Below are 20695 nucleotides of genomic sequence, written 5' to 3' on the forward strand. Positions count from 1 at the left end.
GAGTGTTCCGGTGGTCATGGCGGAGGGGAAACGCCCGGTTACATTCCGAACCCGGAAGCTAAGCCTTCCAGCGCCGATGGTACTGCACGGGGGACCGTGTGGGAGAGTAGGACACCGCCGGACAATTTGTGAATAAGTAGGGCCCGTTGGTCATCCAGCGGGCCCTACTTGTTTGCAGAGCGGCACGCGTGGTGCGAGCATCGCCGCATGGGGTACACAATCCGACAGACGTCCCGGCAGGATTGGGAGCGGCTGCGTGAGCTGCGGCTCGCCGCGCTGCGGGACCCGGTGGCGCCCGTGGCGTTCTACGAACCCTACGAGGAGGCCGTGCGGCTCACCCGGGGCGAGTGGGAGCGCCGCGCCTCGGGCCGGGAGACGGTGACGTTCATCGGTGAGGCCGAGAACGGGAGTTGGGCCGGCATGGTCGGCGCCTTCGCCAAGCGCGGGCTGGTGTACGTCGTCGGCGTCTACATGCTTCCCGAACACCGGGGCACCGGCCTCGCCGGGCAGCTGATGCGCGCGGCCATCGACTGGGGCCAGGGGCGCGAGGTGCGGCTGCGCGTCCACGAGAACAACCCCAGGGCGGCGCGGTTCTACGAGTCGCTCGGCTTCCGGCCCACGGGCAGCAGCGACACTGATCCGCGTGATCCCGCCTTCCGCGCCTTCGAGCTGGCCCTCAGACCCGTCTGACCGATCGGTGCCCCGCTGAACGCCGCGCTCGCCGAACCGCTCTCCCTGCTGGTGCCGCTCGCCGTCCTCGGCTGGGCGGTGGCCAGGCACCGCGGCCTGCCCGAGGCGGTCGGGCCGTTCGCGCGGCCCTGCCGGCGAACCTGGTCAACGACCTGCCCGCCGTGCCGGTGCTGCTGCCGCCGGCGGCGGAGGCGGGAACGGGCGCGGTGGCGGCGGTGCTGGTGGGGGTCAATGTCGGGCCGAACCTCACCTACGCCGGTTCGTTGGCGACGCTGCTGTGGCGGCGCGTGGTACGTATGCAGGACGGAGAGGTGAACCTGCGGGAGTTCACCGTGCTCGGCGTGGCGACGGTGCCGGCCGCGCTGGTGTCGGCCGTGCCGGCGCTGTGGGTCTCGCTGCGGATCGTTGGAGGGTGAGGACCGTGGCCGTCGTCGTCTGGATCGTGGAGGGCACCTGGCGGGCCTGCGTGGCGGCGGCGCGGGAGCACGTGCCGGAGAACTGCCGCATCGTGCTGTTGCACGTCTCCGCGGAGGAGGTGCCGGGGGCCGCGCGCGGGGCCTATGCGGGCCTGCTGGGGCGGGGGCATCCGGAGCGCGATCCGGGGCCGCGGGTGGCGGGACTCGCCTCCTCGGCGGCGCGGGAGCTGCTGGCCGCGGCGGCCGGCGAGCTCGGCCGGCCCTGCACCCGTTCCGAACGGGCCGGGCGGGTGGAGCACGAGGTGGTGGCGGCTGCGGACGGGGCCGAGTTGCTGATCCTCGCCAGGGACGGCGATCGGGAGCACCTGGGGCCGCGGAGCCTGGGGCCCGCGAGCCGGTTCGTGGTGGACCACGCGCCCTGCCCGGTGCTGCTGGTGTGGCCCGGGCCGGCGCCGGGGCTCGGGACCATTCCGCCCCCGCCGCCGCACGGGCCGGACGGGCCCCCGGAACCCCAGGGGCATCCGGAACGCCCGGAACACCCCTGACCGGCCTGGGGAAAACGCCGGAGCCCGCGGGGCGTTCGGGGGCGGGGACGTGGTGGCGGGCGGGTCAGCCCGCCAGGAAGACGAGGGTGGGCTGGTCGGCGCGGAGGGCGTCGACGAGGGCGCCGCGCAGCCCGGCGGTCTCCCGCTGGTCGCCGGCGACGTAGAGGGTGGCGCCCTCGCCCGCGAGGTTGTCCAGGGCGAGGTTGTCCACGCGTCCCGGGGTGCAGGCCTGGCGGATGTGGAGCTGTTCGAGGCCGCCGAGGGCCTTGGCGATGAGGCGCAGGGCCGCGTCGCGGCGGGCGGGGTGGCCGGTGAGGGCGCTCTCCAGCTCCATGGAGGCGCCGCCTGCGGCGCGGGAGTGGGTGCGGAGGATCTTCGCCGGGGTGGCGGGGGAGATGCCGTGGGCCCAGCGGTGGACCTGCTGCACGGGCTCGCCGGCGAGGGCGGCGGCGTGGAGGTGGCAGCGCAGGATGATCTCCGCGGTCTCCGCGTCGAGCCGGAAGACCGGCTCGGTGGGGCGGTAGGGGGCCAGCAGGGCGGCGGCGCGGCGGCGGGCGACGGACATGTCCTGGCAGCCGCGGTGCGGGGCCCAGCGCAGCCGGACGGGGGCGTCGGTGGCGTGGCCCGGGTCGTAGACGTGGACGGGGCCGATCCTGCCGCGCTGGCGGGCGGTCTTGGCGAGGAGCCGGCCGTGGGGGTCGGCGACGATCAGCCCGGGCGGGGCTTCGAGTACGGCGCTCACCGGGTCCTGCCGGCCCGGGTCGTGGCGGTCCTGGCCGGGCTCGGTGGGGGCCGGCCGGCCTGCCTGGGGGAGCAGGAGCGGAACCTCGGGCCGCGGGTGGGGCTCGGGCCGGGGGCCGGGCTCGGCGTCAGGGGCGGGAGCGGGCTCGGTGTCAGGCTCGGGGTGGTAGCCGGCGTTGGGCTCGGGGTGGTAGCTGGCGTGGGGCTCGGGTTGCGGGCCGGGCGCGGGCGGGGCGGGTTCTGCGCGGGCGGCGGGGCGGGGTCCTTCAGGGGTGGGGCGGACGGTGTGGCGGGCGCGCCAGCGGGCGAAGCGGACGTAGATCCACAGGGCTGTGGAAAACAGCAGGGCCGCCTCGACGAGGAAGGTGAGCCACAGCGCGGGGGCGCCGGGCAGGGTGCCGGGGTCCGCCTCGGGCCAGGCGGTGGGGATGTCGCCGGGGTCCGTGAGGAAGGACCGCATGGCCCTCGCGGTGCGCAGGAAGGTGACGCCCCGCGGCCAGGAGCCGTGGGCGAGCAGGCCGGCCAGCCCGGTGGCGGTCCAGGTGAGGGCGGTCAGGCCGACGGCCAGGGCGAGGGCGCCGAGCAGCAGTTCGTCGGGAACGCCGCCGCGTCGGCCCGGTCCCTGCGCCGGGTGGGGGGACGGGGACTGCTCGTACGTCATCGCCTGTGCCCTGCCTGCCGCTCAGCCGAAGGTGCCCGGCGCCGTCAGCCGACGCCCTGTCGTTTCTCGAAGGACATCACACGCGCCTCCGTCTCCGCCTCGAAGGGGTCCTCGCTCGCGGCGAGGGCCTCCTCGGCGAGCGCCGCCGCGGCGGCCCGGGAGGCGGACTCGGTCATGGCCCTGTCGGTGAAGACGAGGGGGCGTTCGGCCTCGGTGACCAGGTGCTTGACGACCTGCACGTTGCCGTTGACGTCCCAGACGGCCATGCCGGGGGTGAGGGTGGGGATGATCTCGACCGCCCAGCGCGGCAGGCCGAGGACCTGCCCCGTGGCCCTGGCCTCGTCGGACTTCTGGGCGTAGACGGTGCGGGTGGAGGCCATCTTGAGGATGGCCGCCGCCTCCTTGGCCGCGGCGCCGTCGACCACGTCGGAGAGGTGGTGGACGACGGCGACGAAGGACAGGCCGAGGCGGCGCCCGAACTTCAGCAGGCGCTGGAAGAGCTGGGCGACCGAGGGGGAGTTGATGATGTGCCAGGCCTCCTCGACGAGGAAGATGCGCTTCCTGCGGTCGGGCCTTATCCAGGTGTGTTCGAGCCAGACGCCGACGATGGCCATGAGGATCGGCATGGCGATCGAGTTGCGGTCGATGTGGGAGAGGTCGAAGACGATGAGGGGGGCGTCGAGGTCGATGCCGACGGTGGTGGGCCCGTCGAACATGCCGCGCAGGTCGCCGTCGACGAGCCGGTCGAGGACGAGGGCGACGTCCAGGCCCCAGGCGCGCACGTCCTCCAGGTCGACGTTCATGGCGTCGGCGGACTCGGGCATGGGATGCCGGAGGCGGTCGACGATGTCCCCCAGGATGGGCTGGCGGTCGACGGTGGTCTGGTTGACGTAGGCGTGGGCGACCTTGAGGGCGAAGCCGGAGCGTTCGTCGAGGGGGCGGCCCAGGGCGACCTCGATGATGGTGCGCAGGAGGGCGAGCTGGCCGGTGGTGGTGATGGCCGGGTCGAGGGGGTTGAGCCTGACGTTGCCGTCGAGGGTGGCCGTCGGGTCGAGGCGGATGGGGGTGATGCCCAGCTCCTGGGCGATCAGGTTCCATTCGCCGACGCCGTCCTCGCCCTGGGCGTCCAGGACGACGATCTGCCGGTCCCGGAAGCGGAGTTGACGCAGGACGTAGGTCTTCTCCAGGGCCGACTTGCCGTTGCCCGACTCGCCGAGGACGAGCCAGTGGGGGGCGGGCAGCTGCTGGCCGTAGAGCTGGAAGGGGTCGTAGATGTAGCCCTTGCCCGAGTAGACCTCGCGGCCGATGATGACGCCCGAGTCGCCGAGGCCGGGGGCGGCGGTCGGCAGGTAGACCGCCTGCGCCTGGCCGGTGGAGGTACGTACGGGCAGCCGGGTCGTTTCCGTCCTGCCGAACAGGAGGCTGGTGAACGCCTCGGTGATGAGGCTCAGCGGGTCGCGCGGCGGCATGGCGGCACCTCCTTCACTGGGGACTCCTAGCGCTTGATTCCGGTGGCGAACGGGAGGGTGTTGACGAAGGCGCGGTGGTGCTCGCGGTCGCACCATTCGAGCTTCAGATAGGACTTACCCGCCGAGGCGCGGATGGTGCGCTTGTCCCGGGCGAGCGCCTCGGGGTTGGGGGAGGAGACCGTGAGGTAGCCGACGAGGTTGACGCCGGCGGCGCCGGAGGCGAGGTCGTCGCCGCGCTGGTCGATGCGGCCGTGGGCGGCGATGTCCCTGGGGTCGACGGTGCGGTTCATCTTGGCGGCGCGGGAGGCCTCGGCCACGTCGTTGGTCTTCTCGGTGAGCATCCGCTCGATGGCGATCTCGGTGGGCTCCAGGTCCATGCAGACGGCGACGGTGCGGATGACGTCGGGGGTGTGAACGAGCAGGGGGGCGAGGAAGTTGACGCCGACGGGGGTCATCGGCCACTCCTTGATCCAGGCGGTGGCGTGACACCAGGGCTCGCGGGTCTCCGACTCGCGGGTCTTGGCCTGGAGGTAGGTGGGCTCCCTGGCGTCGAGCTCGGCCGGCCAGGCGTTGCGCCGCGACATGGCCTGGAGGTGGTCGATGGGGTGGTCCGGGTCGTACATGGAGTGGATCAGGGAGGAGAGGCGGGCCTCGCCGAGGGGCTGGCGCACCCGGATGTCGGCGTCGGTGAGGCGGGCGCAGATGTCGGTGAGTTCGCGGGCCATGATGACGGCGAGCGCCTCGTCGCGGCTCATCCTGCGGCGGGCCTGGCCGCGGCCTGAGGCGGCGGCCTTGGCGATGGCCTGGGCCTCGTGGCTGAGCTCGCGGGAGTGGTGCATGCAGGCGACGAGGTAGGCGCGGTGCTGCTCGCTCGAGGTGGAGACCATGGACTGGAGGTGCTCGTAGGAGTCCTGAATCCAGCGGGGGGCCTGGTCGTCGCCGCGTTCGCGGACGTCGTTGGCGTGGGCGTCGGGGTCGGCGGGGAGGGTGCGGGCGAGCATCTGGAGGCGGCTGACGTGGCCGTCGCCGTTGGCGACGTGCTTGAGGAGCGTGCCGAAACGTTCGACGAGGGCCTCCTGGTCCTCGCTGTCGCGCAGGCCGACGCCCGGGCCCTCGATCTCGATGGCCGCGGTGATGGTGCGGCGGTCGGTGTGCAGCAGGACGGCGAGCTCGTCGGGGCCGAAGGCGGCGGTGAGCCACTGGACGCGGCCGACGCCGGGGGGTGCGCCGATCTCGATCTCGCGGCCGTCGAGGGTGATGCCGGCCTCGGGGGCGGCGGAGCGGTAGGTGGCGCCGCGGCGCTGGGTGCGGCGGAAGGAACGGTTGATCTCGAACCACCTGTAGAACGTGCGGCCGTTGTAGGGCATGTAGACGGCGGCGAGGGCCAGGAGGGGAAAGCCGACGAGGCCGACGAGGCGGAGGGTGAGGAGGGGGATGAGGATGCCGCTCATCATGCCGAGGAACGCGCCGACGACGATGAGGGCGATCTCGCCGGCCTCGCGGTTGCGGCCGACGAGGGACTGGGGCCTGGCGCGCCCGATGAGGTAGGTGCGGCGGCGGGTGAAGGTGGGGGGTGGTGCGGTCACCGGCTGCCTCCCTGGCTGCTCGCGGGCCCGGAACCGCCGCGGTTCCCGGTCCTGTTCGTCGATCCTGTGGTCGATGATGACGTGGAGTCTGCGCCGCGGGTACCGTGCGCGGCGACGCCCTGGGCGAGCGGGTTGGCGGGCCTGGCGGCGCCCTGGCCGGTGGCGGCGCCTGCGGCGGCGGCAGGTCCCGCGGAGGCGTCGCGGGCGCCGTGGGTGCTCATGCCCTGGCGGAGCAGGTTGGCCGGGGTGGACAGGGCGGCGCTCGCGGCGCGGGTGGAGGTGTCCTGGCGCATGGCGCGCTGGCTGACGATCTCGTCGCCGAACCCGGGCACGAAGCGGTAGATCATCGCGGAGGCGAAGATGGCCAGGATGATGATGGCCAGGCCGGAGACGACGGCGGAGACGGCGGTGGGGCCGTCGTCCTCGCCGGTGGTGAGCGCGGCGGCGAGGCCGAGGACGATGACGATGACCGGCTTGATGAGGATGACCGCGATCATGATGCCGGCCCAGCGGCGGACGTGGCTCCACAGGTTCTTGTCGACGAGGCCGGCATAGACGGCCGTGCCGAGGAGGGCGCCGACGTAGAGCATGGCGGCGCGGATCACCAGCTCGAGGGCGAGGACGCCGGCGGCGAGGATGGAGATCAGGGAGACGACGATCAGCATGATCGGGCCGCCGCCGATGTCCTCGCCGGCCTCCAGGGCGGCGGCGAAGTCCCCGAAGAACGCCTCGGAGTTGTCTCCGGTGCCCGCGACGATGCCCTGGGTCATGCCGTCGGTGGCGGAGACCACGACGTACAGGATCAGGGGGGTGAAGGCGGAGGCCATGACGGTCAGCCAGAGGAAGCCGACGGCCTCGGTGAGCGCGGTGGTGAGGGGAACGCCGCGGATGGCGCGCTTGACGATGGCCAGGAGCCACAGGATGAGGGTGAGGACGGTGGAGGCGGCGAAGACGACGGCGTACTGACGCAGGAAGGAGGCGTTGGTGAAGTCGACGTTGGTGGTGGACTCCACGAGGTCGGACAGTTCGTTGACGATCCAGGCGGCGGCGTCGGCGCAGCCCTTGGCGAGAGAGGAGAGGGGGTCGAGGGAGGGGTCGGCGTCCGGGAGGCCGCCGCCGTCACCGCCGGAGTCGCCGCCCTCGCACAGGTCGCGGGCGCCGCCGGAGATGAGCTCGCAGTCGTTGGCGCCGTCGTTGTTCCGGTCGGGGGGCTGGGTGGCGTCGGGGTCGGCCGGGGGGTCGGTCTCGTCGGCGTGGGCGCCGGTGGCCAGGCAGAGGCCGAGGGCGAGGCCGAGGAGGCCGCCGCCGGCGGCGGCCGGGGCCAGCCGGGCCAGGCGCGGCAGCCTGAGTGCGGTGAACGAGCGCAGGCCCGCGAGGCTAACGCGCATAGGTGAACCCTCCGTACTCTTGGACCGCTTCGGCGATCTCGTCGGCTCCGGAGATCACGTTGTCGCCGTTGACCGGGGTGGGGCCCTCGGACTGCTCGGTGCTGACGACCTTCCAGTCGCCCTCGGCCCAGGAGAGGCTGAGGTGGAGGGTGAACCAGCTGGTGCGGACGGGGTTTTGCGAGTCGAGGCCCGCGATGCCGGTGAGTCCCGCGCACCAGACGGAGACCTCGGCCGAGGTGTCGGCGTACTCGGTCAGGGAGGAGCCGACGGGCATGGTGCGGTTGACGAAGGTGTCGCCCTGGGGGGCCAGGCCGTCCTCGTCGAGGCCGAGGCGCTCGTTGAGGCCGGGGCTGTAGGCGGCGTCGTAGGCGGCCTGGAGGTCGTCTCTCGCGGTGGGGGCGGCGATGGTGTCGACGATGGTGTGGCGGCGCTCCGGGTCGAACATCTCGGTGCCGCCGAGTGCGACGGCGTAGTTGGCGGCGGCGCTCTGGGCGCCCTGGCCGGTCTGGGCGAAGCCGCGGGGGATGCCGTTGGTGGAGCCGTCGACGGGCTGTTCGCCGGTGGGGGCGGTGGCCTCGGCCGAGTCGCCCTCGGCCTGGCCGGAACCGCCGCCCTCCTGCTCGCCCTCGCCGCCGGCGCGGTCGGCCAGGACGATGGCGGCCAGGAGCAGGACGACGACGCCGACGATGGCGCCGATGGTGCGGCCGGGGGAGGCGGTGGGGCGGCGGGGGCCCTGGTCCGGTTGCTCGGGGAGGCGCGTGCGGGTCTGTGCGGGGACGCTGCGGGCGCGCGTGTCGTCGTATTCGTCGCCGTAACTCATCAATCGCGCCCCCTCAACAGCAGTGAGTCTATTACCTCCTCACACGACGTTAGCGTCCTCGACTGACGTTCGCCCCTCGCCGAGGGGTGCTCCCGTGGGCGGCAGCGCCCTGGCCAGTTCCTCCCGGGCGCAGGGGAGGCAAACGTGACCCAGGTGACACGTCGGGACCCGCGGCGGGGGCGGGGCGCGGGCCGGTGGCGTGCGGGAGGTGCGCCGCTGCGGCGTGCGAAAAAAAGGGGGGTGGGCGGGTGGGAGGGGCGTGATGGTATGGGGGGATGTGTGAGACAGAGGGGATGCCCGGGGGTTCGGGGGCGTCGGGTCAAGAGGGCGGGGCGAGCGAGGTGCTGGTGCGGGCCGCCGTCCTGGCGGAGGTGGCCGAGGTGCTCGCGTTCTGGCGGCGGGCCGCCGAGGGGGTGAGCGTGAGCGACGACGTGGCGGGGGTGCGGGGGCTGCTGGAGCGGGACCCGGAGGCCCTGCTTTCGGCCTGGATCGGCGGGCGGCTCGTGGGCACCGTGATCGCCGGCTTCGACGGGTGGCGCTGCCACCTCTACCGGCTCGCGGTGGCGCCCGAGTACCGGCGGCGCGGGGTGGCCACGGCGCTGCTGGCGGCGGCCGAGCGGCGGTTCGAGGCGCTGGGCGGGCGGCGCGCCGACGCGATGGTGCTGCACCGCAACGAACTCGCCCGGCACGCCTGGGCGTCGGCGGGGTACCGGCGGCAACCCGAGTGGGGGCGCTGGGTGAAGCCGCTGCCCCGATGAGTCCGGGCGGCGGCCGGGGTCTCTTTCCGCGGGGGCCCGCGAACTGGCGTGGGCGCCCGCGGAGTTCCCGGGAGGCCGGTGGTGGGTGCGGTGGAGTTCGTGGTGCGGGGACCGGTACGGCTCGGGGACGTCCCCGGGGTGTGCGCGCGGTTCGCGGGCGCCGTGCGGCGCAGCGGGGCCGCCCGGGCGGTGGTCGACCTGGCGGCGCTCGACGGGGCCGGCCCGGCCGCGATCGAGACGGTGGCCAGGCTGCGGCTGACCGCGACGCGGCTGCGGTGCGCGCTGGCGTACCGGAACGTGGGCGAGGAGCTGTACGGCCTCCTTGCGGCGCTGGGGCTGGCGGAGCTACTCGGCGGCTGCGGCCTCGGGGAGGTGGCCGGGCAGGCCGAACAGCGGGAAGAGGCGGGCGGTGTCGAGGAAGGCGTTGATCCCGGTGATGCGGCCGCCTGAGAACTCGATGACCTGCAGCGCCCAGGGGCGGTGGCCGCCCGCCGGGTCGGGGCGGTACTGGCCGAAGGCGGGGAGGCCGTTGGCCCGGGTCGGTATGAGGCGGGAGCCGGCGCAGCCTATTCCCTCGCCCGCCATCCAGGCACGGATGTCCGCGGGGCCGCGCATCCACAGCTCGTAGGGCGGCATGGACAGGGTGGCGTCCTCGTGCAGCAGGGCGGTGAGGGAGTCCAGGTCGTAGGCCTCGAAGGCCCGCAGGTAGCGGTCGAGGAGGCCGCGCTGCTCCTCGGTGAGGGCGGCGGCGCCGTGCTCGGCGGCGTCGCCCGCCTCGCTGAGGCCGGTGGCGGCGAGGGTGCCGCGGGCGCGCTGGAGGGCGCTGTTGACCGAGGCGACGGTGGTGCCGAGGAGCTCGGCCACCTCGGCGGCCCGCCAGCTGAGCACCTCGCGCAGGATGAGGACGGCGCGCTGCCGCGGGGCCAGGTGCTGGAGGGCGGCGACGAAAGCGAGCCGGACGGACTCGCGGGTCTCGGCCTCCTCGGCCGGGTCGCGCAGCATGCGGCTGTCGGGCATCGGCTCGATCCAGGCCGTCTCGGGCAGCGGGGGGCCGAGGACGGCGGAGGCGGTCGGGGTGGGCGAGGACAGGTCCATGGGGCGGGCGCGGCGGCTGCTGCCCGAGAGCATGGTGAGGCAGACGTTCGTCGCGATGCGGTAGAGCCAGGAGCGCAGCGAGGAGCGGCCCTCGAAGCGGTCCAGGCTGCGCCAGGCGCGCACCAGGGTCTCCTGGACCGCGTCCTCGGCCTCGAAGGCCGAGCCGAGCATGCGGTAGCAGTAGGCCGTGAGCTCCCTGCGGTGCTCTTCGAGCTGCGTCTCGCTGATGCGCGGCCGGCCGGCCGCCTCCCCGGCGGGGGTGGCCTGCGCGGCCTGGGGGGTGCCGGCGCCTGCTGCCGTCGCGGTCTGGCTCATTGCTCGCTCCCTGGCGTGTCCGGCCACGGAGCGCTTTGCCCCGGTTGGCCCTCGTTGACGGTGGATCGACCTACGACCGTCACCATAGTCAGGGGGTCTGACAATGCCGGGTAACCGCGGGCCCGGCCGGCCCGGGACCGGCCGGGGGAACGGCCAGGAGACCCGTGCGCAGCCCATGCGAAGCCCGTGTACAGCCCGTGCGGGAGCGGCACGGCGCGGCTGCCGGAACGGGGGGCGGGAGCCGCGGCCGGGGCGGGACCCGGGCGCGGGCGGGTGTCAGGCGCGGAGCTCGTCGGCGAGGTCCTCGGCCTCGTCCCTGCTGTAGTCGCCGGCGAGCACGATGGAGCCGCCCGTGATGGGTTCCGGGAGCGCGGGGGCGGCCAGCAGCCGGTCCCCGTGGAGCATCGCTATCCGGTTGGCGGGGGGCTCCCGCCGGGCGACGTCCGCGGACAACGCGCCGAAGGCGGTCGCGTCCTCGGGCTGGAAGGTGATCTGCACCTGCCAGGTCGCCGGGTTGACCGGGTCGGCGACGGCGACGACCTCCCGCAGCCGGTCGGTGACCATGCCCCGTTCCGGGGCGATGGTCAGGCACGCGTCGTGGGAGACGTCCTCGACGGTGTTTCCGCCGGTGGCGGGGCAGCCGCCGGCGGCCGCCGCGGTCACCGGCAGGACGCGCAGCGGCTCGGCGAGGCGCCCGTCGGCGCGGGCCGCGTTGTCCGCGGAGGCCAGGGCGAGGAAGGTCAGCAGCCCGCCGAGGAGGGCGAGGACGGCGACGAGGAGGAGGGCCGCGGAGTTGCCGGCGAGGCGGCCGGGGCGGGGAGAGCCGCCGGCCTGCGGGCCGGGCGGGCCCGGCGGCCGGGGCGCCGGGGGCCCGGGGAACTCCGGGACCCCGGGAGGCTGCGGGGACTGCGGGGGCTGCCGGAACTGCTGCGGCTGCCGCGGCTGCCATGGGTGCCGTGCCTGCTGCGGCTGCCGGGGCAGGTGCGGGGACGGGGGGCCGGAGGGGCCGGGCGTTCCGGGTCCGTCCTGCGCCGGGCCGCCCGCGTCGCCGTAGCTCATCCCGGTCCCCCTCGCGAGCCGTTGCCTCCCGCTTAAAGTAGCGGTATCGGTGCCCCCTTCGCAGGTGGCTTCGGGGAACGGATGCTTGGGGGTTCGGGGAATGCCTAACCGCGTTGTCGACGGCCGGTACCGGCTCGGTCAGCAGCTGGGGGCGGGCGCCATGGGCACCGTCTGGGAGGCGTTCGACCTGCGCCTCGAGCGGACCGTCGCGGTGAAGATCGTGGGCGACGCGGCGGTGCGGCGCGACCCGCGGGCCAGGGAGCGGTTCGAGCGGGAGGCCAAGCTGCTCGCCGGGCTCTCCAGCCCGTTCATCGTCACCGTCCACGACGTGGGGGAAGGCACCCTCGGGCCGGGCGCCGCGCTGGGCGGTCCCGACGAGGAACTCGACCGGCACCCCTTCCTGTACCTGGTGATGGAGCGGCTGCGCGGCCGTTCGCTGGAGCAGGTGCTGGCCGGGGACCTGCCGCCGCTGGGCGAGGTGGCGCGCTGGGGGGAGCAGGTGTGCCTGGGCCTCTCGGTGGCGCACGAATCGGGCGTGGTGCACCGCGACCTGAAGCCGGCGAACGTCATGGTCGGCCCGGACGGGCTGGCCAGGGTGCTGGACTTCGGGATCGCCGCGGTGCTCGCCGAGTCGGCCGACCATGCGCGGCTGACCTCGACCGGGGTGGTGGTGGGCACGCCCGCGTACATGTCGCCCGAGCAGATCGAGGGCGGCACGGTGGGGCCGCGCAGCGACCTGTACGCCGCGGGCTGCGTGCTGTACGCGCTGGTCACGGGGAGTCCGCCGTTTCACGGGCCCTCGCTGTACCAGCTGTTGCGGCAGCAGATGGAGAGCGAGGCCCCGCCGCCGAGCGCGCTGCGGCCCGGGCTGCCGGCCGGGTGGGACGCGCTGATCCTCTCGCTGCTCGACAAGCGGCCCGCGGCCAGGCCGGGCAGCGCGGCGGAAGTGGCCGAGCGGCTGCGGGAGTTGTCGCTGCTGGGCGCCGGGGGCGTGGGGGCGGCGGGCGGCGGCACCGGGACGGTGCTCGCGCCCTACCAGCCGACGCGGGTGGACGTGGACCCGCGGGCGGTGCTGCTGGCGGCCTGCCCGCGGCCGGGCGGCGGGCGGCTGCCGCTGGCCACCGGGCAGCGGATGCGGCTCGCGGACGTGCTGCCCGGGGCGCAGGCGTTCACCGTCGGCCTGGACTGGCAGGCGCCCGGCGCCCCGGGGGACGGCTCGGGGCCCGAGGTGGACGTGGACGCGAGCGCCTTCGTGGTGGGCGCGAACGGGCGGGTGCTGTCCGACGGCCACTTCGTCTTCTACAACAACCCGGAGCCGCCCGGGGTCGGGGTGACGCTCGGCGGGGACGACCCCGAGGCGCTGTTCCGGGTGGACCTCGCGCGGCTGCCCGAGGCGGTGGAGCGGATCGTGTTCGCGCTGTCGGTGGACGAGGGGCAGGCGCGCGGGCAGGAACTGTCCGCGGTCGGCCTGCTGCACACCCGGCTGCTCGACCGGGAGGGCGGCACGGAACTGCTGTGTTACGGCTTTCCCTCGGGCCCGCGGGGTTCGGCGGGGCTGACGCTGGGGGAGCTGGTGCGCGAGGAGGACGGCTGGTGGTTCTCCGCGGTCAGCCGCAGCTTCGCCGGGGGCCTCGCGGAACTCGCCGAGGTGCACGGCGTCGCGGTGGACTAGGCGCGTTCCGGGGGCGCCCGGGGGCGCCCGCGGGCGGCCGCGCGGAGGCGTGCGCGGGAAGGCGCCCGCGGGAAGGGGCGCGCGCGAAGGGGCGCGCGCTACTTCAGCAGGCGGGACAGGCGGCGGTCGGCCAGGGGCTTGCCGCCGGTCTGGCAGGTGGGGCAGTACTGGAGCGAGGAGTCGCTGAAGGAGACCTCGCGGATCGTGTCCCCGCACACGGGGCACGGCTCCCCGGTCCTGCCGTGCACCCGCAGTCCGCTCCTCTTCTCCGCCTTCAGCCGCCCGGCCACGACCCCCTGCGCACGCCCGACGGCGGCGCGGAGGGTGTCGCCGAGGGCCGCGTACAGCCGGTGCGCCTCCTCCTCGGTCAGCCGGCCGGCCGGCCGGAACGGCGACATGCGGGCGGCGTGCAGGATCTCGTCGGAGTAGGCGTTGCCGATCCCGGCCAGGACGCTCTGGTCGCGCAGCAGGCCCTTGAGCCGCCGCCGCTCCCCGCGCAGCAGCCCGGCGAACGCCTCCGCGGTGAACGCGGGGTCGAGGGGATCGGGGCCGAGGCGGGCGATGCCCGGCACCTCGGCGGGGTCGCGCACGCAGTGGACGGCCAGCCGCTTCTGGGTGCCCGCCTCGGTGAGGTCGAAGCCGGAGGCCGGGGCGCCCGGCGGGTGGGGGCCGAGGGCCAGGGCGACGCGCAGCGCGAGCGGGCCCTTGCCGGGGCGGGGCGGGGCCGCCGGGAGGGCGTCCTGCCAGCGCAGCCAGCCGGCCCTGGCGAGGTGGAAGACCAGGTGCAGCTCGCCGGCGCGCAGGTCGAGGAACTTGCCGTGCCTGGTGACCGCGGCGACCGTCTCGCCCTCGAGCGCGGTGAGTGGGGGGTCGTAGGTCTTCAGCACGTGGAAGGCGACCGGGACCGCGCGCACGATCTGGCGGCCGACCGTGTGCTCGGTGAGGAAGGCGCGCAGGGCCTCGACCTCGGGCAGTTCAGGCATGTTTTCATCCTATTTCCTCCCTTGTTTTTCCGCCCCGATGTCCCGGAAGGGGCGATCGGGGGTGGCGGGGGCGAACGCGCGGCACCGTGGGCGGACACGGACACGTGCCGGCAGACGCGAACGGGTGCGGAGGAGCGCGGATGGGCGCCGGGAAACGCGGGTTTCCCGGCCCGCCGGGCCGGGGTGCGCGGGGGCCGGGACGCGGAACTCAGCGCTTGCGGGCCAGGGTCAGGCCGTCGCGGATCGGCAGGAGCACCGACTCGACCCGCTCGTCGGCCACCACCGTGTCGTTGACCTTGCGGATCGCCAGGTCGGCCGGGTCGGAGGCGGCCGGGTCGGCCACCCGTCCGCCGCGCAGCACGTTGTCCAGGGCGAGCAGGCCGCCGGGGCGCATGCGGGGGACCAGCTCCTCGTAGTAGGCGGGGTAGCCGGTCTTGTCCGCGTCGATGAAGGCGAAGTCGAAGGTCTCCTCGCGCGGAAGGGCGCGCAGCATGTCGAGGGCCGGGCCCAGGCGCAGCTCGATGCGGTCGGCGAGGCCGGCGCGCGCCCAGTAGCGGCGGGCCACCGAGGTCCACTCCTCGTTGACGTCGAGGGCGAGCAGGCGCCCGTCGGCGGGCAGGGCGCGGGCGATGCAGATCGAGGAGTAGCCGGTGAAGGTGCCGATCTCCACCGCCTGCCGCGCCCCGCACAGCCGGGCGAGCAGGGTGAGGAGGGCGCCCTCGTCCTGCGTGATCTGCATGCTCAGCCGCTCGGGCAGGGTGCGCGCGGTCTCCTCGGCGAGGTCGCGCAGCACCTCGTCCTGCGGGGTGGCGTGGGCCAGGAGGTAGTCGTTCAGGGCGGGATTCACGATGCTCATGGGGGGAGGGTACGCACGGCGGCGGGCGCCGGCCCGCCGCCCGGCCGCCCGGGCCCGCCGCCCCGGCCGCCCCGCCCCGGGCCCGCCGCCCCGGCCGCCCCGCCCCGGGCCCGCCGTCCCGGCCGCTCAGGGCTGCATGGGCCCCGGCACGTCCGCGCGGTCCTCGTCGGCCGCCCGCTCCTCGTCGCGCACCTGGAGGTAGAGCAGCGCGACCGCCAGGTCGTCCGGGGTCAGCGGCCGGTCCTCGGCTCCCTCGCCCTCCCCGGACTCGGGGGCGTTGAGGGAGAGCGCCGAGCCGCCCGCGAGGGACAGGCTCAGCGGCAGGGAGCCGGCCTCGGGGCCGCCGAACTGGCCGAGGTCCACGGTGACCTCGTCCAGGACGCCGTTGCGGATCGCGAGTTGCGCCTCCACCGGGGCGTTCTCGTCGGCGGGCTCGTCCACCAGCGGGGGCAGCCCGAACCGTTCGGTCTCCGCGGCGAGCACGGTGAACAGCGGGCCCAGGGCGCGCCGCGCGTCCCCCGCGGACATCGTCACGGTGACCAGTTCGGCGCCGCCGGCCTGCCCGGCGGGGTGCAGCGTGGCGCCCGAGCGGAGCGCGGAGTTCAGCTCCTCGACCAGCTCCCACTGCGCCTCGGGCGTCAGCAGCTCGCCGCCGTCCAGCAGCGCCCCGCCCAGCCGGTCGGCGGTGGCGGCGTCCACGTGGCCGCTCTCGTGCAGCGCCTGCGCGTACGCGTCGAACTCGTAGGGGTCGACCTCCACCCAGTCGCCCCCCAGCGCCCTGGCGGCGTTCTCCAGGGAGCCGGGCAGCAGGTCGGTGTCCTCCTCGAAGCGGTGGGCGCGCGAGACGGCCGCCTCGTCCCCGCCGAGTACCTCCTCCACCAGCGCCTCGGTGCCGAGCCTGACGTAGGTGCGATCCCCTATGTTCTTGATGCCGGTGACGTCGCGGCCACCGAAGTTGACGGTCATCGCGCCGTCGAGCGGGTCGTCCTCGTCCAGGTCGCGCAGCGCCTCGTCGCGGCCGGGGTCGCCCACCGCGACCGTCAGCTCCAGCTGGGAGAGCAGCCGCGCGTCCTCGGCCGAGGGCTGCCGGCCGGTGCCGTTGCGCGCGGCCGACCGGCTGAGGTAGTCGCGTACCTGCTCCGGGGTGGCGTCCAGCGAGGCGGCGACCGTCAGGGCCTCCCAGGACAGCAACTCGTCGACCGCGTCCGACACCTCAAGACCTGTCGTGGCGTTCTGCACCGCCTGGCAGGCCCCGACGGCGGCGGTGAGCAGCGCGACGCCGCAGACGGCGGCCAGCCGCAGGAACGAGGGGCGGGTGTGCGCGCGGGTACCGATGACGTCGCTCCTGTGCGGGTAGGGGGCGGTGACGCACGGGCGTCGCCGCCGGCTTCGGCGGGCGGCGACGCCCGTGCGTCACCGACCAGTCTCCACCGGCACCGCGGGAACTCCCCGACGGCCCTCCCCCTGTGGCCGAGGCGTCACCGAGCGGTAAGCGGCTTGTTAGAAACGAGGCCGCAACGAGGGCGTGCCGCGCCCCGCGCGCCCCCGGGACGGGCCCCCGCGGGCGGCGGCCCCGGCGGGGCTAGCCTCGGACCATGCAGCCCAGCGAGCCGGAAGCCGTCCCCGCACCCGCGCGCGAGCCGTGGATCGTCGGAATCTCAGGCGCGTCCGGGACGCCGTACGCCGCCGCCGTGCTGCGTGCGCTCCTGGCCGCGGGGTGTGAGGTGGACCTGGTGGTCAGCCGGGCCGCCAGGCTGACGCTGCTCGACGAGACCGGCATCCCCTTCCGCGACGCGCACTGGGCACAGGACCTGGCCGAGTGGCTGGGCAGGGGAGCGGACGGCAAGCCGGGCGCGTTCGAGCCGGCCGCGGCGGACCTGGCGCGGGTGCGCCACTGGGCCGCGGGGGACCTGGCGGCGGGCCCGGCCTCCGGCTCCTACCCGGCGCGCGGGATGCTGATCGTGCCCGCCTCGACCGCCGCGGTCGCCGGGGTCGCCCTCGGCCTGTCCAAGGACCTGCTCCAGCGCGCCGCCGCCGTCACCCTCAAGGAACGCCGCCGGCTGGTCCTCGCCGTCCGCGAGACGCCGCTGACCGGCCAGACGCTGCGGCAGCTGGTGGCGCTCGACGAGGCCGGGGCCGTGGTGCTGCCCGCCTCCCCCGCCTTCTACGCCGGGGCCACGCACCTGCAGGACCTCGTCGACTTCGTCGCCGGCCGGGTCCTGGACGCGGCCGGGGTGCCGCACGGCCTCTACCGGCGGTGGCGCGGGGAACTCGGCGGGCCAGGCGGGCGGTAGGGACGTGCCGCGCCCGGGCGGCCGACGGCCAGGGACGCCACCGGGCCGCCCACTCGTAGGTGGCCGGGCGCGAATGCCTTAGATTCGTCTGTGCAATCGACCAGGGGACGAGGAAGGCTCTGCGACGATGGACGCGGTGGACAGGCAGCTCATCCAGGCCCTGCGGGAGAACGGCCGGGCCTCGTATGCCGAACTCGGCCGCCTCGTCGGCCTCTCGGGACCCAGCGTCACCGACCGCATCAACCGGCTGGAGGCGGCCGGCGTCATCACCGGCTACCGGGCCACCGTGGACGCCCGCTCGCTGGGCCTCGGGGTCACCGCCCTGATCGGCATCCAGCTCTCCGACGCCGTCGACCACGAGGAAGTCGCCGACCGGCTCCGGGACTTCGCCCAGATCGAGGACTGCTGGTTCATCGCGGGGGAGGACTCGTTCATGGTGAAGGTCCGCGCCGGGGACGTGGACGGGCTGGAGCGCACCGTGCGGCGGCTCACCGGCACCAAGGGCGTCTCCCGCACCAGGACCACCGTGGTGCTCTCCACCAAGTGGGAGAACCGGGTCGGCGACCTTCCCGGCGGGGCGCAGGCGTAGTCTCGACCGCAGCGCAAGACGGATCACCGGGCCGGGCGAGGCCGAGCCGGACCGGAGCACACACAGGCCGAACGGGGCCGAACGGGGCTGTACAGGGCCGAACGAGGCCGGGCGAGGCGGGCAGGAGGCGCGAGGCGTGGACGCGGGGCTGAAGCGGGAGCTCGAGGAGAAGGTGCGCGCCGGGGAACGGCTCAGCCGGGAGGACGGGATCGCGCTCTACGAGGCGGACGACCTGGCCTGGCTCGGCGGCCTCGCCCACGAGGTGCGCACCCGCAAGAACGGCGACGTCGTCTACTTCAACGTCAACCGCCACCTCAACATGACGAACGTCTGCACCGCCTCCTGCGCCTACTGCTCCTTCCAGCGCAAGCCGGGCGAGAAGGACGCGTACACGATGCGCATCGAGGAGGCCGTCCGGCTCGCCAAGGCCATGGAGGGCGACGGGCTGACGGAGCTGCACATCGTCAACGGCCTGCACCCCACGCTGCCCTGGCGGTACTACCCGCGTTCGCTGCGCGCCCTGAAGGAGGCGCTGCCCGAGGGCGTGTCGCTCAAGGCGTTCACGGCGACCGAGATTCACCACTTCGAGACCATTTCGGGCCTGCCCGCCTCCGACATCCTCGACGAACTGATCGACGCCGGTCTTGAGTCGCTGACCGGCGGCGGGGCGGAGATCTTCGACTGGGAGGTGAGGCAGCACATCGTCGACCACAGGACCCACTGGGAGGACTGGTCACGCATCCACCGCCTCGCCCACGAGAAGGGGCTGAAGACCCCCTGCACGATGCTCTACGGCCACATCGAGGAGCCGCGCCACCGCGTGGACCACGTGCTGCGGCTGCGCGAGCTGCAGGACGAGACCGGCGGCTTCCAGGTCTTCATCCCGCTGCGCTACCAGCACGACTTCGTGGACATGAAGGACGGCAAGATCCGCAACCGGCTCCAGGCCCGCACCACGATGGCGACCGGCGCCGAGGCGCTGCGGACCTTCGCCGTCTCCCGGCTGCTCTTCGACAACGTGCCGCACGTCAAGGTGTTCTGGGTGATGCACGGGGTGCAGACCGCGCAGCTCGCGCTCCAGCACGGCGCCGACGACATGGACGGCTCCGTCGTCGAGTACAAGATCACCCACGACGCCGACAACTTCGGCACCCCGGCGAAGCTGACCCGCGACGACCTGCTCGCCCTCATCAGGGACGCCGGCTTCCGGCCCGTGGAGCGGAACACCCGCTACGAGGTGGTCCGCGAGTACGAGGGCCCCGACCCGGAGCGGCGCCAGTCGCCGCAGCCGATGCGGGTGTGAGCGCCATGCACGAACCGGTGGGCGCGGCGCGCGGCCGGACCGCCGACGGCGGCGAACCCGGCCGGGACGGCGGGCCCGGGCGCCTGCGGTACGTCCTCGACCCCGCGGTCACGCCCGCGCTGCGCGAGGAGCTGGCCCGGCTGTGGGCCGAGGTCGTCAACGCGGGCGGGGCCGTCGGCTTCGTCCCGCCCGTGACCGCCGAGGACGTCCAGCCCGCGCTGCGCTCCCACCTGGTGGGCATGGCCGACGGCACGACCCGGCTGCTCGCGGCCTTCACCGAGCGCGGCCGGCTGGTCGGCACCGCCTTCCTCGTCCGCAACGGCCACGCCCTGATGCGGCACTGGCTGTGGCTGCGGACCGTGATGCTGCACCCGGCCCTCCAGGGCCGCGGGGCGGGCCGCGAGCTGATGGCCGCCGCCGCCTCCGCGGCGCACCGGGTGGACCCCGCCGTCACCGGCATCCGGCTGACCTGCCGCGGGGGCCTGGGTCTTGAACGCTTCTACGGCGCCTGCGGCTACCGGGAGGTGGGCCGGGTGCCCGGCGCGATCAAGGTGGCCGAGGGCGAGTTCCGCGACGACGTGACCCTGTGGCTGCCGCTGGGCTGACCCGGGCCCCGGGCCCTGTGGTGCCTGTGCTTCACTGGACAAGGCGTAGCGAAACGGCAGACGGAGGTGGAAGCGACGTGAGCGGCGGACCCTCGAACCACGCGACGCTCCGGTACACGGGACTGCGGTTCGGCATCTTCGCGATCTGTTTCCTGGTCGTCGCCGTCCTGGCCTACGTCGGGGTCATCCCCGAGTCCGTCGGCAAGGCCAACCCGCTGTGGATCGGCCTGCTGGCCATCGTGCTCTCCGCGCCGATCAGCTACGTGGTGCTCCGCGGCCAGCGCGACGCCATGTCCGAGCAGGTCGCCGAGAAGGTCGAGCGCGCCCGTGAGCGGCTGAACGCCCACCGCGGCATGGAGGACGCCGCGGTCGACGCCGCCGCGGCCCCCCGGCCGGGCGCCGTGGCAGGGGAAGGCGCCAAGCCCAAGAGCGCCTGAGCCAGGCTCCTGAGCGCAAGGCGGTGCGGCGGCCACCGCCCGCCCCGGGGGAGAACCGGGCGTTCTCGGCCGTTCCCGCACCTTCCCGGGGCTTTGGCGGACAATCGGGTGGTGCTACCGTGCTACGCGTGACTCTCGCGACCGCGCCCTGGGCTCCCCCGGGCCTCCTGCTCGTCGCGCGGCTGCACATCGACCTGTGCCGCCGCGTCGCCGCGGCCTGTCGCTGACGGTCCCCTCCTCCCGGCGCCCGCACGGCGGCCTCGGGGTCCCGGCCTCTCCCGGGCCTCCCCGGCGTCCGTCCGGCACCTCCCGGACGTTTCCCCGGCGCCCCCTCCCGGGCACTTCCCCGATGTCTCCCGCGTGCGGCCGCCCCGCGGCCTCGCGCGGTCCCGCACGGGGCCGGCCCGCGGCGG

20 protein-coding genes, 1 rRNA gene and 1 pseudogene are annotated in these 20695 nt (G+C 74.7%); 12 read left to right on the forward strand and 10 right to left on the reverse strand.

Annotated features, from left to right (window positions below):
• The first annotated feature begins 6 nt into the window (after positions 1-6).
• The 4 genes and pseudogenes from rrf to D7294_RS21530 all read left to right on the forward strand — a co-directional run bounded on the left by rrf (position 7) and on the right by D7294_RS21530 (position 1651).
• Positions 7-123: ribosomal RNA gene (rrf, locus tag D7294_RS21515) — 5S ribosomal RNA — on the forward strand.
• 84 nt (positions 124-207) lie between these two features.
• The gene (locus tag D7294_RS21520; RefSeq protein ID WP_120682282.1) at positions 208-690 is read left to right on the forward strand and encodes a GNAT family N-acetyltransferase; all 483 of its coding nucleotides are present in this window, start codon (positions 208-210) and stop codon (positions 688-690) included.
• Between the two features lie 107 nt (positions 691-797).
• Positions 798-1106 (forward strand): annotated as a pseudogene (locus D7294_RS21525) (arsenic transporter); the annotation flags it as partial.
• Positions 1107-1111: 5 nt separating this feature from the next.
• A complete protein-coding gene (locus D7294_RS21530; protein ID WP_120682553.1) occupies positions 1112-1651 on the forward strand; it encodes a universal stress protein in 540 nt (179 codons plus the stop codon).
• 64 nt (positions 1652-1715) lie between these two features.
• Here D7294_RS21530 and D7294_RS32055 read toward each other — a convergent pair whose 3' ends face one another.
• The 5 genes from D7294_RS32055 to D7294_RS21555 are packed head-to-tail and all read right to left on the reverse strand — an operon-like array spanning position 1716 to position 8316.
• Positions 1716-3053, reverse strand: coding sequence for a type VI secretion protein (locus D7294_RS32055; RefSeq protein WP_158674677.1), 1338 nt, complete (start codon positions 3051-3053; stop codon positions 1716-1718).
• A 44-nt stretch (positions 3054-3097) separates the two neighbouring features.
• A complete protein-coding gene (locus tag D7294_RS21540; protein WP_120682284.1) occupies positions 3098-4522 on the reverse strand; it encodes an ATP-binding protein in 1425 nt (474 codons plus the stop codon).
• A gap of 26 nt (positions 4523-4548) precedes the next feature.
• Entirely contained in the window at positions 4549-6108 is a 1560-nt protein-coding gene (locus tag D7294_RS21545) for an SCO6880 family protein (RefSeq protein ID WP_120682286.1), read from the reverse strand.
• Positions 6105-7496, reverse strand: a complete 1392-nt coding sequence (locus tag D7294_RS21550) for a hypothetical protein (RefSeq protein WP_241562538.1) — start codon at positions 7494-7496, stop codon at positions 6105-6107. Before D7294_RS21550 ends, D7294_RS21545 begins: the two co-directional genes overlap by 4 nt.
• A complete protein-coding gene (locus D7294_RS21555; protein ID WP_120682288.1) occupies positions 7486-8316 on the reverse strand; it encodes a DUF8175 domain-containg protein in 831 nt (276 codons plus the stop codon). Before D7294_RS21555 ends, D7294_RS21550 begins: the two co-directional genes overlap by 11 nt.
• Before the next feature lie 293 nt (positions 8317-8609).
• On the opposite strand from D7294_RS21555, the gene D7294_RS21560 reads away from it, so the two are divergent.
• Both D7294_RS21560 and D7294_RS21565 read left to right on the forward strand, forming a co-directional pair.
• Positions 8610-9074, forward strand: coding sequence for a GNAT family N-acetyltransferase (locus D7294_RS21560; protein ID WP_120682290.1), 465 nt, complete (start codon positions 8610-8612; stop codon positions 9072-9074).
• 81 nt (positions 9075-9155) lie between these two features.
• The gene (locus D7294_RS21565; protein WP_120682292.1) at positions 9156-9524 is read left to right on the forward strand and encodes a sulfate transporter; all 369 of its coding nucleotides are present in this window, start codon (positions 9156-9158) and stop codon (positions 9522-9524) included.
• Here the strand turns inward: D7294_RS21565 and D7294_RS21570 are convergent.
• Together D7294_RS21570 and D7294_RS21575 are read right to left on the reverse strand one after the other, a co-directional pair.
• The gene (locus D7294_RS21570) at positions 9420-10484 is read right to left on the reverse strand and encodes a sigma-70 family RNA polymerase sigma factor (protein WP_120682294.1); all 1065 of its coding nucleotides are present in this window, start codon (positions 10482-10484) and stop codon (positions 9420-9422) included. The genes D7294_RS21565 and D7294_RS21570 overlap by 105 nt on opposite strands.
• Positions 10485-10760: 276 nt before the next feature.
• Positions 10761-11543, reverse strand: coding sequence for a SecDF P1 head subdomain-containing protein (locus D7294_RS21575; RefSeq protein ID WP_120682296.1), 783 nt, complete (start codon positions 11541-11543; stop codon positions 10761-10763).
• 100 nt (positions 11544-11643) lie between these two features.
• Between D7294_RS21575 and D7294_RS21580 the strand changes: the two genes are divergently transcribed.
• Positions 11644-13215, forward strand: coding sequence for a protein kinase domain-containing protein (locus D7294_RS21580; RefSeq protein WP_120682298.1), 1572 nt, complete (start codon positions 11644-11646; stop codon positions 13213-13215).
• Positions 13216-13313: 98 nt separating this feature from the next.
• Here D7294_RS21580 and D7294_RS21585 read toward each other — a convergent pair whose 3' ends face one another.
• The 3 genes from D7294_RS21585 to D7294_RS21595 all read right to left on the reverse strand — a co-directional run bounded on the left by D7294_RS21585 (position 13314) and on the right by D7294_RS21595 (position 16293).
• Positions 13314-14198 (reverse strand): Fpg/Nei family DNA glycosylase, encoded by an 885-nt coding sequence (locus D7294_RS21585; protein ID WP_120682300.1) that lies wholly within the window; start codon positions 14196-14198, stop codon positions 13314-13316.
• A 208-nt stretch (positions 14199-14406) separates the two neighbouring features.
• Positions 14407-15054: an O-methyltransferase gene (locus D7294_RS21590; protein WP_120682302.1), complete on the reverse strand. Its 648-nt coding sequence runs from the start codon at positions 15052-15054 to the stop codon at positions 14407-14409.
• A gap of 126 nt (positions 15055-15180) precedes the next feature.
• Positions 15181-16293: a hypothetical protein gene (locus D7294_RS21595; protein ID WP_147450886.1), complete on the reverse strand. Its 1113-nt coding sequence runs from the start codon at positions 16291-16293 to the stop codon at positions 15181-15183.
• 356 nt (positions 16294-16649) lie between these two features.
• Between D7294_RS21595 and D7294_RS21600 the strand changes: the two genes are divergently transcribed.
• The 5 genes from D7294_RS21600 to D7294_RS21620 all read left to right on the forward strand — a co-directional run bounded on the left by D7294_RS21600 (position 16650) and on the right by D7294_RS21620 (position 20282).
• Positions 16650-17348, forward strand: a complete 699-nt coding sequence (locus tag D7294_RS21600; RefSeq protein WP_120682306.1) for a UbiX family flavin prenyltransferase — start codon at positions 16650-16652, stop codon at positions 17346-17348.
• Between the two features lie 127 nt (positions 17349-17475).
• Complete coding sequence (locus D7294_RS21605; RefSeq protein WP_120682308.1) at positions 17476-17937, forward strand: Lrp/AsnC family transcriptional regulator; 462 nt, start codon at positions 17476-17478, stop codon at positions 17935-17937.
• A gap of 136 nt (positions 17938-18073) precedes the next feature.
• Positions 18074-19240, forward strand: a complete 1167-nt coding sequence (mqnE, locus tag D7294_RS21610) for an aminofutalosine synthase MqnE (protein WP_120682310.1) — start codon at positions 18074-18076, stop codon at positions 19238-19240.
• 5 nt (positions 19241-19245) lie between these two features.
• Positions 19246-19845, forward strand: a complete 600-nt coding sequence (locus D7294_RS21615; RefSeq protein WP_120682557.1) for a GNAT family N-acetyltransferase — start codon at positions 19246-19248, stop codon at positions 19843-19845.
• 77 nt (positions 19846-19922) lie between these two features.
• A complete protein-coding gene (locus tag D7294_RS21620) occupies positions 19923-20282 on the forward strand; it encodes a DUF4229 domain-containing protein (protein ID WP_120682312.1) in 360 nt (119 codons plus the stop codon).
• The last annotated feature ends 413 nt before the right edge of the window (positions 20283-20695 follow it).

The sequence above is a fragment of the Streptomyces hoynatensis genome (assembly GCF_003626535.1).
GTDB lineage: Bacteria > Actinomycetota > Actinomycetes > Streptomycetales > Streptomycetaceae > Streptomyces > Streptomyces hoynatensis.

What these genes read in the sequence shown, in the direction of transcription:
- D7294_RS21520 (WP_120682282.1), top strand. Translation starts at nt 208, where the DNA reads ATGGGGTACACAATCCGACAGACGTCCCGGCAGGATTGGGAGCGGCTG.
- D7294_RS32055 (WP_158674677.1), bottom strand. Translation starts at nt 3,053, where the DNA reads ATGACGTACGAGCAGTCCCCGTCCCCCCACCCGGCGCAGGGACCGGGC.
- D7294_RS21540 (WP_120682284.1), bottom strand. Translation starts at nt 4,522, where the DNA reads ATGCCGCCGCGCGACCCGCTGAGCCTCATCACCGAGGCGTTCACCAGC.
- D7294_RS21550 (WP_241562538.1), bottom strand. Translation starts at nt 7,496, where the DNA reads ATGCGCGTTAGCCTCGCGGGCCTGCGCTCGTTCACCGCACTCAGGCTG.
- D7294_RS21555 (WP_120682288.1), bottom strand. Translation starts at nt 8,316, where the DNA reads ATGAGTTACGGCGACGAATACGACGACACGCGCGCCCGCAGCGTCCCC.
- D7294_RS21560 (WP_120682290.1), top strand. Translation starts at nt 8,610, where the DNA reads ATGCCCGGGGGTTCGGGGGCGTCGGGTCAAGAGGGCGGGGCGAGCGAG.
- D7294_RS21570 (WP_120682294.1), bottom strand. Translation starts at nt 10,484, where the DNA reads ATGAGCCAGACCGCGACGGCAGCAGGCGCCGGCACCCCCCAGGCCGCG.
- D7294_RS21575 (WP_120682296.1), bottom strand. Translation starts at nt 11,543, where the DNA reads ATGAGCTACGGCGACGCGGGCGGCCCGGCGCAGGACGGACCCGGAACG.
- D7294_RS21580 (WP_120682298.1), top strand. Translation starts at nt 11,644, where the DNA reads ATGCCTAACCGCGTTGTCGACGGCCGGTACCGGCTCGGTCAGCAGCTG.
- D7294_RS21585 (WP_120682300.1), bottom strand. Translation starts at nt 14,198, where the DNA reads ATGCCTGAACTGCCCGAGGTCGAGGCCCTGCGCGCCTTCCTCACCGAG.
- D7294_RS21590 (WP_120682302.1), bottom strand. Translation starts at nt 15,054, where the DNA reads ATGAGCATCGTGAATCCCGCCCTGAACGACTACCTCCTGGCCCACGCC.
- D7294_RS21600 (WP_120682306.1), top strand. Translation starts at nt 16,650, where the DNA reads ATGCAGCCCAGCGAGCCGGAAGCCGTCCCCGCACCCGCGCGCGAGCCG.
- D7294_RS21605 (WP_120682308.1), top strand. Translation starts at nt 17,476, where the DNA reads ATGGACGCGGTGGACAGGCAGCTCATCCAGGCCCTGCGGGAGAACGGC.
- D7294_RS21615 (WP_120682557.1), top strand. Translation starts at nt 19,246, where the DNA reads ATGCACGAACCGGTGGGCGCGGCGCGCGGCCGGACCGCCGACGGCGGC.